Genomic DNA, 13,335 nt, shown 5'->3' on the forward strand with positions numbered 1-13,335 from the left:
CCAGCTTATCAGGCCCTGTAAAAATCCGGGCTTTTCGACCGCAGGTATACCAAAATTGATGGTGCAACCAGCAGACATGATCGCCGGTTTGTTTGCTCAGGCTAAATGGTTGATACGAATTTATGGGTATCAAAAAGAATATTGTTGTTCCAAATAGACTTTTTGTGATATAAACCCGACCTGACGATGTCAGCATTTCCGGCTATACTAATATTTTTAAAAGATTATTCTAACCTAACCTGATCAAACCTGACCGTTGTAGATACCGCTTCAAGCCCTGAAAAAACAATTATGCCGGCTTCTGTCAGCGATAGGTTTCGCGCAACAGTCCCGATCAGTTGCCAATCTTTACCATCCGCGGAATAAAACGCGTTTACCTGGTTTTGCTCCTGAACCAACTTCAACCAGCAACCGCCCGTCATACGGTTAAAAGATATCACGGGTTCTTTTATATCGAGCGTCGCTCCCACCTGTGTTAAACTATCGCCCGGGTGAAGCCGTGCCGTGCAGGTTACTACCCATTTTGGAGCCTCAAGTTGTTGCGAAACTTCTGGATAGATCAGCAAATTTACCCCGGTCCCCTTTTCCTTTGCAGACTGCCGGAACGAAATGCCGAAACCGGTGAACTGCGAAGTCAACTGCGGCTGGTAATGAATGGCGAGCGTTTGATAAGGCACTAATTTGTGATGGATGTAGGTAGCCTGCTCTTCGTTTCCGGTAAATCCCAAGCCGTTACCTTCAACAGTAAAACCAGATTCCAAGGACCGTGCTTGTCCTTTTTTTGATTTGGGGTCGAGATCGGTAACCGACCATCCGGCGGGCAATCCCGCTGTAACAGCAGCAGGATAGGCGTCCATACTTTTGCCTTTATTATTCACCGCCGATACCGTATACACATACTTGCGCCCCGAGGCTACGTTTTTATCCTGAAACTGTGCATTAGTAACCCTGGTGGAAATTATTTTAAACTTTCCTTTCCCATTGACTGCCCTTTTAACCTGATAAAAAGTGGCTCCCCGTACCGGTACCCACGTCAATTGAATGGACCCATTCCCGGGCACGGCCATCAATCCCGACGGTGTGCAGGGCGTAATGGTTGCATAGGGATCAATAGTTTGCAGGCTGCGTGAGTACAATAAAGTACCAAAGCCAATATGGTCTGCACCCGGTGTACCCTGCGGTTCCGGTCGTACCTTTTCAGCAGCTTTCTGCGTAAAAGTGGCCGTTTTATTCGCCCGGTGAACATAGTGATTAAATACCTCTTCATAAACCGCACGCAGTTTGCCGCGCCCTTCTGTAGCTATCTGAGCATGCAAATATTTTCCGCTCCGGTCCATTGCGGGCAAATAGGGGACATCCTCCCCCAAATTATATTTCGCGGTATACTCGAAGCCCCTGAGCAGGCGATCATTGAGTATACCGTAAAGGTTTAGTCCCTGTTGCCACGCTATCTCGGCGCAATCGGCAAGATGCGCAATACCTAATTGCGTATGCGACTGGTCTCTTCCGCTTTCCTGGCACTGTCCTTCTTCATTAATAATATAATTGGGCAGGCTGCCGTTGCCTTCGCCGTATTGATAGTACACCATCGCGCGTTCAAACATTGGCCGGTCATTGCAGAATACTGCTATGGCCATCATTGTTTTTAGTGCAGCTGAATCCCAGTTGCCGTTAGCAAAAGGTGCAAAATCTTTAATAACCGGATAAATCACTTCTTTAAAGTGCTTCTCAGCTTGCTTAATTTTGACAGGTGTCCAGTTTGAATTGGTATAGCGCAAAATTTCCGCGGCATTAACCATTTTGAACGGTCCAAGACCGGCCATTAATACGGCGTCACGGCCTGTTATGGATTTTAATGTCGATGCCCAGGCATCAACAATTTGTTTTGCTTTTTCCGCATAACGTTGATCGGCTGTTATGGTCCACATGATGGCGTTCTGATAGGCCGCATTGGCGTCAGCATCATAAACACCCTGGCCCACGGTAGGATTTCGGCCAACCATCTCCATTGGCCCCTGCATTTTATAATCGAACTGCGACTGGCGATTCTCTTTTAATTCATTATAGCCCGTAAAAATGGGCTCGATGCGCATGGCAACACCGTTTTTTATTCTGGCCAGGTCTTCGCGGCTTTGAAGCAGCCCCGGATGGACAAACTGTTGTGCTGTTGAAGTTTGAAAGCAAAACAACAGCGCTGAAGCATTAATAAGATACCTGACAACTGTTTTCATAAACGTGTCTTAAATAATTAAAATTGAATATTTTTTTAATTCGTCGAAAATTTAAACCAACCGGCCCTGCGGATATTACAAAAGGCCCGGTAATACGCCAATTGTGCCTAATGTTTATCATTTGTTATAGTCATTATAAGTGACAAATCGGACGCCTTGCACACGTTCAGCCCGGAAGATACTCACTATATCAGCAGGAAAGCACACAGTACAACTCTTAACAGTTTTTTATAAAAAAGGCACATACAGGAAAGACATTTTTTACCTTTTTTTATACTCATTACTATTGCCGCAATGACTTAAAAATGGAACAATAGTCTTGTTTTGATAATTCGGCGCCTTTGATCATGTCATCTAAAGTCTAATCACAATATGGATAATCAGCTATTCGATATCTGCAATGAGCGTTATCAATATGGCGATTTTGCACATTCGTTGTACGATTAGTTACATACAGGACATCCGGGCGAATGCTGTAATCATATTTTTAGGTCTTATATTCATTTGTACACTGATGACTTTCAAATCCATTATTTCCCGTTGTAGTTTAATAGTTGTTTGTTCTTTCTTCTGGTATCATGGCGCTATGGCCCAGTTCAACAAGGTAGAAGATATCAAGCCGGCCCCTTACCCCCAGGATGCAGCAACCCTGGTTAGAACTTATGTCAATCCGGTGCTCGCCGGGGATCATCCGGATCCGACACTCTTAAAGGTTGGCGATGACTTTTACATGTGCGGCTCCAGTTTTCATTTCGTCCCTAACTTACCGATTCTCCATTCCAAAGACCTGTTGCATTGGGAGCTCATTTCAAGGGTTGTGCCCGCGGATTGGGATGAGTTAAAGTCCGGGGCGCCGGGTGCCGGCATTTGGCAAGGCGCAATAACCTATTTTTATGGCGTTTATCGTATTTATTTTTCAAACAGCGCAGGAGGCGGGCAATACATGTCAAGCGCCGCGAAACCGTCGGGGCCATGGTCTGCGCCTGAAAAAGTTAAAACAACCCCGGATACAGGCCCTATCGGCTACGATAATTCTATTTTCGTAGATGACGACGGCACACCTTACATGATCATTAAAGCCAGTCAGACAGCTAACCGCATACAGCAGATCGATCGTTCCGGCCACCTGACAGGCAAATTGATTAACCTGGACTGGATCAATCATGACAAGAAATATAGCTGGGCTGAGGGCCCTGTGATGTGTAAGAGGGAGGGCTGGTATTATTACTTCATGGCTGGTGATGTTACAGGCGGGCAATATGTACTTCGTTCAAGATCACTTACTGCGGATTCAGCGAAATGGGAGAACCTTGGAAAAATATTCGCGTTTTCAAAAGATCCGGATAACAGGTTCAGATCAGTCAATCATATGTCGTCTCCATTTCGGTTAAGTGACGGTACCTGGTGGTGTATCGCTCAAAGTTACGATGCACCCAAAGGGGATGACTGGAGCGGCCAGGGAAGGCAGGACCTGATTTTGCAGGTTCAGTGGACAGCCGACGGCCGTCCGTTTGTTCCTTATCCCTCAGATATGCCCCTTGCACGTCCAAATCTTACAAATAACGGCCTGGCCTGGCGCTTACCGAGGTCGGATGAATTTTCAAGTTCAAATTTGTCGTTGTATTGGCATTTTTTCAACAAGAACGCTGCGCAACAGTATTCAGTCACTGACAATAAAGGCTGGCTTAGGCTTAAGCCGAAAATTGGCAGGACCCACATTCTGCAAAAAGAGGCGGGACATTATTATTCGCTCGTTACGCGGGTAAGGCTGAATGCACTGGCATCGGGGCAAGAGGCGGGGATTTACCTTGCTTCCGGCAATGAATCGGTAAACGTGCGTCTTTGTACTGGGTTTGAAGAAGGCAGAAAAATATTCAATTTCGCGATGGGCGGCCAGTCGTTCAGCACAGAAAACAAAATTGGGGAAAGCGTATGGCTGAAACTGGAGCGAAAAGCGCATGAGCTAACCGGTTACTACAGTTCTGATGGTCTGCAATGGCATCAAATCGGTACGGTCATCAATGCAAGTGAACTGGACAAAGCCCAGCCTAATTTTAATTCGTGGGTAGGTACCAGCCTGGGCCTTTTTGCTGAAGGCAGGGAAGCGGATTTCGATCTTTTCGTTTATAAAGACGGTTATTCGGAGCAGCCCTTAGCAGGCGCCAATAATTATTGGGGCGTTACGTTATCTCAGGTTGATGGCGTTATCTTAAACAATGATGCCGGAGGTTGGGTGATGTTGGGCGGAGTGGATATGGGGAGAGGGGCAAACAAAGCAACCAGTATTTCTTTGACCGCCGCGGCGCTTAATAACGGCAGCGTTGAAATATGGATCGATGACCTAAACAAAGACGGCAGGAGAATCGCCGTTATACCAGTTAAAAGTACGGGCTCATTGAATAAATGGTCGGCCATATCTGCAAAGATACCCGCCATTGCCGGTCAGCATGATCTATATGTTAAGATAAAGGGATCTAAGAATGCTTTGGCGATAAGATCATTATTGTTTAAATAAGCTGCCCCTGCCCGAAACTAACTGGTTATAAAGGCAGGCGCTCTCCTTGCTTCCCGATTGCTATCCTTACCTTTTTTATCATTTAAAAATGAAAACCGCAGAAAAAAATGGTACAGCAGTACAAGCAATTGCAAACAAAGGAGTAAACAGAATTTCAAACCGCCCAGGCTTAACAGGAAAGGAAGCCAAAGAAGATGAGAGCACCGGAAGGTATAAGTTTTTCAGCGATGCTACGTTATTTTTAAAGCCAACTGAAAATCCTCAAATACAAATGCGATTAAAGCATCTCTAATGAGGATTTTCTACTTGGACTATCAGAGCGTAACCGTAATTATTTCAGATCCGGAAAACAAGGAGGTTAAAAATCATTTATGTTATATATCCGACTATCTCAACTAATATATTTTGTTCCGATTTTTAATCAAATAGACCATTGCTTCTTTCACTACCTGCACCGGGTTTCTTGGAATAAATCCCAATTCTGTTCTGGACTTTGAAATATCAAAATTTTGTTGAAGTCCTGAAAACATTTTAATGTCTTTGGTAGTGAGCAATGGTGCTTTTCCCGTGATTCTGCTTCCGGTTTCCATCAGCCAGGCAATGGTCAAAAGTATGGGTTTTGGAACGGCGGCTGGCAGTTTTATATTCAGTTCAGGGAAGAGTTCCTGGGCGATTTTGGTAGTTTCTTTTATCGACATACATTTTTCGTTTGCCAGAATGTACCGCTCACCATCCCTGCCTTTTGTTGCAGCCAGATAACAACCTTCGGCAACGTCTTTTACATCAATCCAATTGAGCGTAATGTTGGTTTCAACAGGAATTTGTTTTTTCAAAATCAGGTGGATGATGTTATAGGAAACGTTCAATGGTGCAAATGCTTCACTGCCAATCATTGCGGAAGGCAGTACGGCAACCAGCTCAATGTTACGTTTCTTAGCCAACTCGAACGCCAGTTTTTCACCGTCATTTTTCGAGTTGTAATACATATCCCTGCGGTCGGGATTGTAGCCATAGCTCTCCTTTGTAGGAAGTCTGGAATAATCTAACGCCGCTATGGAACTTACATATACAATCCGTTTTACACCGGCTTCTGCGGCGGCTTCAATCATGTTTTTCGCCCCGGAAAGATTGACGTCATAAATTTCTTTTTTCGGGTTATTTGCCCAAAGTTTGAACGATGCACCTACGGCATAAAAAACATCTACATCCTGCAAGGCGTTAGCCAGGGATTGTTTGTCGGTGATGTCAGCCTGAACCACTTCGCAATTGAGTCCTGCAAAAGATTCCTGGTTTTTAATGTTGCGAACCGAAGCCCGGACAGGAATGCCTTTTTCGATAAGCAATCTCACAAGGTTATTGCCCAGATGTCCGTTTGCACCTGTAACCAATGCCAAATTTTTCTGTGCCATAGTTTTTGATGTTTAAATGATGGTACAAAATTCAAGATTGGCTTTTTAAAGGCACTTCACAAATGTTACTTAATGATTTCCTTTCGTATTCTGCTTAGGCTTTTAGGGTTCATTCCTAAAAAAGATGCGATGTGTTGCAGCGGTACGTTTTGTAAGATCTGCGGATAGTTTTTCATTAATTTGCGATAGCGTTCTTCGGCACTTAGTGTTGCCAGTTCTGTTGAGCGGTTTTCGTTATAGGCAAGTGATTGCTGGAAAACCGAGATGCTGAAATCCCTGAAGACTGTGCTTTGCTGTGTTAGTTGATCCAGATTCGTTTTCGTAATTCTCAATAATTCACATTCCGTTACACATTCCAGATTTTCGTTGGATTTTGTTTGGTTGACAAAGTGGAAGTAGGAAGTAATAAATCCTGGCGGACAATTGATATGTGTGGTTACCTCATCTCCGTTCTCGTTGTAATAAAATAGTCGTACATAGCCAGAAACCACGAAATAAAGATACTTCGGAATGCTTCCCTCTTTTTCACAGATGTGGTTTTTGGGGAAAAGTACATACTCAAAAAAGTCTTTGCACAAGGCCCTATCTTCCGGCGTGATTGTTTGGGATAGGAGTGCAAATAACTTTTCATGCATTTTGTAAATTTAGAAATTTTATTAACCGTTATCGGCTTTTGCCTTTCCGTTTTCCAGGATGGTTTTGTCTGTAAGTTTTGAAATGGCATCGTTTTATCGTGCTTTAAATGGTTATACAAAGCGATGCAGATTCGGAATGCCCGAAGCAATGGCATCATTTAGATTTTTGGGTAGATGGGTAATGATTTTACTGACGATGGTATTTGTCACTACAGTTATAATTATATGATGAGTGAATACAAAATTGCCATCTATGTCCGGGAAAAAATTGCCATCCTGTCCGGCATAAATAAAGCCGAAAATGGATTTGCTGACTGCAAGATTGCAGTTGATTTCGTATAAATGCGACAATGAAGTAATATCATTAATGAGCTCGAAATTTTTGGCACTGTTGTCTGCCAGTAATTTGCCTTTGGGTGGTTTGAAAAAAGCAGTGTCGCCTTTCTTTAATTTTTGCATCCATTCCGAAATGTTAAGCAAATTGATCCTCCTTTACGCTTCATCATATGGCTTATTCTAAATTTATTTTGATTTAAACGGGTCAATCAGGGCAATACTGCCATCTGAACGATGGTAAAGCGGCGTTACCTTAACATTTCTCAGGTGCGTTTTGCCGGAGATTTCCGTGTCGTGGTAAAACAGGTACCATTTTCCTTTAAACTCCACAATAGAATGGTGCGTGGTCCAGCCCTGCACCGGTTTCAAAAATATTCCTTTATAGCGGAAGGGGCCGAATGGCTTATCACTTGTAGCGTACGCCAGGTAATGCGTGTCGCCTGTAGAGTAGGTGAAATAGTATTTACCTTCAAATTTATGCATCCAGGGCCCTTCAAAAAAACGCCTGTTATGGTCTTTTCCCAGCAGCGGGCGCCCGCTCTCGTCCAGGATAATAACATCCTTCACCGGCCCCTCAAAATGCTTCATATCCGAACTTAGCCTGACCACTTTACAACTGAGCGCCGGGGCATCGTCGTTCTGAAGGTCGGTTTTAGAACCGTTGGGCTGGTATTGGCCCGTGGCCCATTGCTGTAACTGACCTCCCCAGATACCGCCAAAATACATATAACTTTGGCCATCCGAATCTGTATATACCGCCGGATCGATACTAAAACTGCCTTCAATTGGCTGTGGTTCGGCTTTAAAAGGCCCGGCGGGATCTTTGGAAGTAGCAACGCCAATATGGAAAACATCTTGTTTATCCTTCACCGGAAAGTAAAGGTAATACACGCCATTTTTGTAAGCACAATCCGGCGCCCATAGCTGCCTTCCTGCCCAGGGGATATTTTTTATATCGAGGGCTACCCCGTGATCGGTTACCGGCCCGTTGATATGATCGAGCGAAAGGATATGATAATCCCTCATCGCGAAGTGATCGCCGCCGCCGTTGTCGGTTACGGCTGTGTCAATGTCATGAGAAGGGTAAATATAAATTTTACCATTGAAAACATGTGCGGAGGGATCTGCGGTATAAATCGACCTGATGAGGGGAGGAGATAAAAAGGTTTGTTTTTGTTTTGTTTGGGCGGCGGCCTGATTTACGGTGAAAACCGCCGCCATGAGTGTGCAGATAAGTTTAAATTGGGTTTGTTTCATCTTTGTTAATATTGTTTTCCAAAGGCAGCAGGCAGGGCATTTATACCTCGATGTTTAATTTGACGGGGCTGGATAGCCCGGGTTGTCCGGCATTTTTTCATCATATCGCCGGCCAATTCCCTTTTATATGTTTATAGCGGGAAATTGCTACTACAACTCATCTTATTAATTACTCAAATAATGCGGTATGTTTTACCTGCCAGGGTTGGAAGATCATATAAATAACTTTTCGGGAGTTTTACGTTTAGATCTTTATCGTTTTTTTTGATGATGGGTTGCGCGATGTCGGTGATACGATAGAATCGATTGCTGTTAACCCCGTTTGCTTTTTTTAACATCCGGTTGTTCAGCAGTTCGTTAACACGCAGCCGGCAATTCCCGCCAAGGGCCGAATGTATAACGAGTTTTGTTAGGTGACGGCCTGACCATGCCAGGTCTATCTTGAATCCGCCACGGGCCATCAGTCCGTTTACGCTGCCTTTATCCCAGTCGTCGGGCATAGCAGGCAGCAGATAGATTGCAGCATCATGGCTTTGCATCAACATTTCGGTGATCCCCGAAGTACAGCCAAAATTGCCGTCAATCTGAAAGGGGGGATGTGCGTCAAATAAATTGGGATATGTGCCTCCGGATCCGGTCATGACTGGTTTTATCTGGTCTTTGATTAGCTTGTAAGCGTGATTGCCGTCTAATAACCGGGCCCACAAATTAATCTTCCAGGCCATTGACCAGCCGGTAGATACGTCACCACGGTATACCAATGAATTTTTGGCCGCGGCGAATAATTCCGGATGTATAAAAGGAGAGATCTGGTTCCCCGGGAAAAGTCCGTAAAGGTGCGATACGTGGCGGTGATTGTCAGTTGGCCGGTCAAGGTCGTCCAGCCACTCCTGCAATTGCCCGTACCGGCCCACCTGCATTGGCGGCAATTTTTCGCGCAGCGCTTTCAGCGAATCGGCAAATATTTTGTCTGTATTCAGGTCTGCCGCAGCATATATAACATCTGTAAATAAGCCATATACCAATTGGTTATCCATCGTGGTCCCGGCAGCAACCGACACCTCATGGCTCCCGGTTATGTATTCGTGCTCGGGCGAAACAGACGGGCTTACGACGAGCCAGCCATGATCCGGTTCTTTTTGCAGCACATCAACGAAATAGGTAGCGGCACCTCTCATTACCGGGTAATATTGCTTCAGAAATTTTTTATCTCCCGTGAAAAGATAATGCTCCCACAGATGCTGGCACAGCCAGGCATTTGCGGTTGGCCATAAGCCCCAGAATGCGCCATCCACTATACCGGTAATCCGCCAGATGTCTGTATTATGATGAAGCATCCAGCCCCTGGCCCCATACATCTGCCTGGCTGTCGCCTTACCGGTTACGGAAACATCTTTGATGAGGTTAAATAAAGGCGTGCCCAGCTCAGATAGTTGGGTGGCCTCCGCCGGCCAATAGTTCATTTCAGTATTGATATTGACGGTATACTTACTATCCCACGGACCTTTCAGTTCCCCGTTCCATATGCCCTGAAGGTTGGCCGGTTGTGATCCCGGTTGTGACGAACAGATCAGTAGGTAACGCCCGAATTGAAAATACAGTTCGGCCAGTTGGGCGTCGTTGTTACCTGCAAAGTTTTGTATCCGCACATCTGTGGGCAGCTTGATCGCGTTTGTCATGCCCAGGTCCAGTTTTATCCGGTTAAAGTACGACTGATAAAACCTGATATTAGATTGGCGCAGGGTATTAAACGATTTGGTACAGGCAGCCTGCATATCGTTGCGGGCCCGCCCAGGCGCGTTTCCTGACAGGTTGTGATAGTTGATGAAATTAGTGCCGATGGAGAGATAAATAGTCGCCGTGTCCGCATGGGCGATGGTCATCCCGGAAGTATCCGTTTGTATCGTGCCCCCATGATTTTTTACACGGGCGATCATGTTAAACCTGACCTGGCCTTTTTGATTTTCGTGATCGCTGCTTTTACCTGAAAGAACGATTTCCTGGTTAGCTGCGCTAATCTCTTGTACAAGCGGGCTCTGGAGCCTTACCTTGCAATTGATCATTCCCGGTTTATCAGCACTCAGCCGTACCAGTAACACATGTTCTTTGAAAGAGGTAAAGTATTCCCGCTTATACTGAACGCCTCCCGAGCTGTAACGTACTGTGGCTGTGGCATGTTCAATATCCAGGTTGCGGTAATAATTGCTAACGTCCGTCTGGCCGGGAAAATTGATATACAAATTGCCAGCGAGCTGATAGGGCATGCCGCTGTTGCCCTTCGGGCCGAGATATTTATTGGCAGCCGCCTGCGCCTCCAGGTATTTTTTTTGCGCCAAAAGCACGCGTACTTCTTCAATATGAGGCTTAGCGGCCGAATCAATGTTGTTGTTGGGGGCGCCTCCCCAGATGGTAGATTCGTTGAGCTGGATGCGTTCCTGCTGTACGCCGCCAAAGACCATTCCACCTATAAAACCATTCCCTATCGGCAGGGCCTCATTCCAGTTGGTGGCGGGCCTGGTGTACCATAGCCTATAACGCAGATCCCGAAGAGCGGATTGATTATTTTGTCCCCAGGCGACGGCACAAAAAAGGCCTGCAATTATTGCTAAAAATGTCTTTTTCAATTTTATCAGTTTAGTTATGACAGGGGTATACAAGCCCGTGCCGGTTTGCAAGTCAGTTTATTGGGTTATAGCGCAAGTCACTTTTTAAGTATGGCTGCTTTTTTCTTACAATATATTGACTATTAGCCTTATGAACAATATTTTATCCCCGGATTAATTATCCCGATTGATTTTCGAACAAGCTCCGTTTTAAAGAAAACAGGGTTCGCCGAATAGGCCTGCGCAATACAATTGCGCAAATGTTAAACCGGAAAGCTGCATTAAGCCGTATAAATTGCCCCTCAAACACGAGAAAGATCATCGTATAATTATGCAAATGCTGTACGCTAAGCATCACCGACCGGAAGAAATTAAGAGGCTGTTCACATTGAACAGCCTCGTTAAAAAATCATTATTTCTCCAGCTTAGTAGCCCGGATTCTGGTAGGCAGCCTTATCAGCAGCGCTCATAACTAATGCATCTATTTGCCCCTGCGGAATAGGGCGAAGATAGAGATGCGAGTCGATGGAACGTGTAACTTTAACCGGCGTATGGTCTCCAAAGGTGGTTCCTGCAATTGTAAAGGAAGCAGCAAGTTCCCCCCACTTTTGTGTCCGTACCAGATCGAACCAGCGGCCGCCTTCTGCATAAAATTCCCGGGAACGCTCCGCTAATACATAGTTCATGTCGATGATTGCGGGAGTAGCCGCCATCATAGCCTGGCTATCGTCTTCAATCTTTACTACATTACCATTATTATTGAAACGCCACTTTCCTGCGCGTGCCCGCAGCACGTTAACGAGTTCACGTGCTGATTTTCCTGGTTTAACAGTGGCGCCTTTAACTGCCGCCTCCGCTGCGATCAGGTATAGCTCCGAGAATTTTGCTATTGGATAAGGACGCGTACTACCGGCATTTGGCTGTCCCAAACCTGTGCCGTTATCTGTACGATAAGGCCCCAGTTTCCAGAGTCCCGGATAAATTATCCGGCTTATATCGCCAGGGTTGACCACCCAATCTGATCTACCTGGCAGCAGCCCGGCACCAACATTCCCGTTTCCTTTGGCATACACCACGTTCGGATCGTCATTATCCAGGAACGAGAGTATCGCGCCCCCCTGTGCAACGGGCAAGCCGTTGGCGTTAGCTAAGGTCTGGGCCGTGTTTCCGCCCTTTTGCCAGTTTCCGCGATATACGGTTGTGAAAGTTCCGTCATATCGTGAATCGTTTACTTTATCAGCGAAAGTGTTTTTCAGTACTTCAACAGTAGGGGCCATGCGAACCCAGGGCCGACCTAAATGTTGATCTGCCTCACGCAGAACGGAGTTCACCCCGCCACTGATTATGTTGGGATAGTTCCAGGTCATCATCCAGCCGGCAAAGTTATCCGGAGCGCCGCCGCTTCCGTAGGTCAAACTCGAACCGTTATATTTTTCACTGCTTTGGGTATGGTCTGCATAAAGCACCATTTCGCTGTTACGGTCGTTTGTGCCAACATTCACATCGTAAAATGTTGGCTGTAATTTGAACGAGCCCGGATTATCAATTGCGGTGGTGGCGATATCGTAGGCGTTTTGAAAATACCACGCAGCATCGTGTCCATTGGGATCTGTCCGGCTACTTGCAGGGTAGGTAGGAATACCGTTTGGATTTTGCAACCACCATGCATAAGTTAAATATGCTTTAGACAGGAAAAGGCGAGCTGCCGTTTTGGTCAGTCCGCCGGTTACCCGGCCGATTTCCGGCAGATCATTGATCGCCTGCAGTAAATCCGGGAAAATCGCCTTTGTATAAACTTCGGGTACCGTATTACGCACCGACGTCCTTGAAGGCGTGATATTAAATTTCAACGCTCCCGACCCCAGATCAAGCGGTACGCCGCCGTAGGATTGCACCAGCAAAAAATAATCAAATGCCCTGAAGAAGCGGGCCTCAGCAATCAGAGCGCTGGAAATCCCCACGGCGCTTGCGTTTTCGATTACACCGCTGGCAGTGTTGATGTCTGTAAAAGACTCGCCCCATATGATACTGGTAGGATAACTGGTTGAAGATATGATACCGACGCCTGAGCAATCCAGATCTTTGAAGTTTCCGTCGGCGCTCTGGCCCCATGTAGCTTCATCGGTACCGGTAACACCCGAATTATAGTAATAAGCCTGCCCGTAAATATTACGCAGGTGCGCGTACATGGCTGTTAATCCACCATTTACACCCTGTACCGTTTTAAAATATTCCGGGGTGAAGGAGGAACGCGGTTGTTCATCAAGCACTTTTTTACATCCCGTAGATAAGACCGTTAGCAAAAGCGTGGATTTTATGACGCTTTTTATCTTTAAAGTTTTCATGTTG

General features: G+C 45.8%; 9 protein-coding genes. 2 read left to right on the forward strand and 7 right to left on the reverse strand.

Annotation, left to right across the window (positions count from 1 at the left end):
- Nucleotides 1-224: 224 nt before the first annotated feature.
- Nucleotides 225-2,231, reverse strand: coding sequence for an alginate lyase family protein (locus tag ABID99_RS25395; RefSeq protein ID WP_373615498.1), 2,007 nt, complete (start codon nt 2,229-2,231; stop codon nt 225-227).
- A 514-nt stretch (nt 2,232-2,745) separates the two neighbouring features.
- Between ABID99_RS25395 and ABID99_RS25400 the strand changes: the two genes are divergently transcribed.
- Nucleotides 2,746-4,746 carry a family 43 glycosylhydrolase gene (locus ABID99_RS25400; RefSeq protein ID WP_175490070.1) on the forward strand — a complete coding sequence of 667 codons (2,001 nt, stop codon included), beginning with the start codon at nt 2,746-2,748 and terminating at the stop codon, nt 4,744-4,746.
- Between the two features lie 88 nt (nt 4,747-4,834).
- Nucleotides 4,835-5,038 carry a hypothetical protein gene (locus ABID99_RS25405; RefSeq protein ID WP_090532442.1) on the forward strand — a complete coding sequence of 68 codons (204 nt, stop codon included), beginning with the start codon at nt 4,835-4,837 and terminating at the stop codon, nt 5,036-5,038.
- Nucleotides 5,039-5,141: 103 nt separating this feature from the next.
- Here ABID99_RS25405 and ABID99_RS25410 read toward each other — a convergent pair whose 3' ends face one another.
- From ABID99_RS25410 to ABID99_RS25435, 6 genes are all read right to left on the reverse strand, one after another.
- Entirely contained in the window at nt 5,142-6,155 is a 1,014-nt protein-coding gene (locus tag ABID99_RS25410; protein WP_090532444.1) for an NAD-dependent epimerase/dehydratase family protein, read from the reverse strand.
- A 65-nt stretch (nt 6,156-6,220) separates the two neighbouring features.
- Entirely contained in the window at nt 6,221-6,790 is a 570-nt protein-coding gene (locus ABID99_RS25415; RefSeq protein WP_090532447.1) for a Crp/Fnr family transcriptional regulator, read from the reverse strand.
- Between the two features lie 111 nt (nt 6,791-6,901).
- Nucleotides 6,902-7,249 carry a hypothetical protein gene (locus ABID99_RS25420; protein WP_090532449.1) on the reverse strand — a complete coding sequence of 116 codons (348 nt, stop codon included), beginning with the start codon at nt 7,247-7,249 and terminating at the stop codon, nt 6,902-6,904.
- Between the two features lie 63 nt (nt 7,250-7,312).
- A complete protein-coding gene (locus ABID99_RS25425) occupies nt 7,313-8,383 on the reverse strand; it encodes a glycoside hydrolase family 43 protein (protein WP_090532450.1) in 1,071 nt (356 codons plus the stop codon).
- A gap of 173 nt (nt 8,384-8,556) precedes the next feature.
- Nucleotides 8,557-11,007 (reverse strand): glycoside hydrolase N-terminal domain-containing protein, encoded by a 2,451-nt coding sequence (locus ABID99_RS25430; RefSeq protein ID WP_373615499.1) that lies wholly within the window; start codon nt 11,005-11,007, stop codon nt 8,557-8,559.
- A 404-nt stretch (nt 11,008-11,411) separates the two neighbouring features.
- Nucleotides 11,412-13,331: a RagB/SusD family nutrient uptake outer membrane protein gene (locus tag ABID99_RS25435; protein ID WP_373615501.1), complete on the reverse strand. Its 1,920-nt coding sequence runs from the start codon at nt 13,329-13,331 to the stop codon at nt 11,412-11,414.
- Nucleotides 13,332-13,335: the final 4 nt, after the last annotated feature.

The organism is Mucilaginibacter sp. OAE612 (assembly GCF_041806395.1).
Lineage (GTDB): Bacteria > Bacteroidota > Bacteroidia > Sphingobacteriales > Sphingobacteriaceae > Mucilaginibacter > Mucilaginibacter rubeus.

What these genes read in the sequence shown, in the direction of transcription:
- ABID99_RS25395 (WP_373615498.1), bottom strand. Translation starts at nt 2,231, where the DNA reads ATGAAAACAGTTGTCAGGTATCTTATTAATGCTTCAGCGCTGTTGTTT.
- ABID99_RS25400 (WP_175490070.1), top strand. Translation starts at nt 2,746, where the DNA reads ATGACTTTCAAATCCATTATTTCCCGTTGTAGTTTAATAGTTGTTTGT.
- ABID99_RS25405 (WP_090532442.1), top strand. Translation starts at nt 4,835, where the DNA reads ATGAAAACCGCAGAAAAAAATGGTACAGCAGTACAAGCAATTGCAAAC.
- ABID99_RS25410 (WP_090532444.1), bottom strand. Translation starts at nt 6,155, where the DNA reads ATGGCACAGAAAAATTTGGCATTGGTTACAGGTGCAAACGGACATCTG.
- ABID99_RS25415 (WP_090532447.1), bottom strand. Translation starts at nt 6,790, where the DNA reads ATGCATGAAAAGTTATTTGCACTCCTATCCCAAACAATCACGCCGGAA.
- ABID99_RS25420 (WP_090532449.1), bottom strand. Translation starts at nt 7,249, where the DNA reads ATGCAAAAATTAAAGAAAGGCGACACTGCTTTTTTCAAACCACCCAAA.
- ABID99_RS25425 (WP_090532450.1), bottom strand. Translation starts at nt 8,383, where the DNA reads ATGAAACAAACCCAATTTAAACTTATCTGCACACTCATGGCGGCGGTT.
- ABID99_RS25435 (WP_373615501.1), bottom strand. Translation starts at nt 13,331, where the DNA reads ATGAAAACTTTAAAGATAAAAAGCGTCATAAAATCCACGCTTTTGCTA.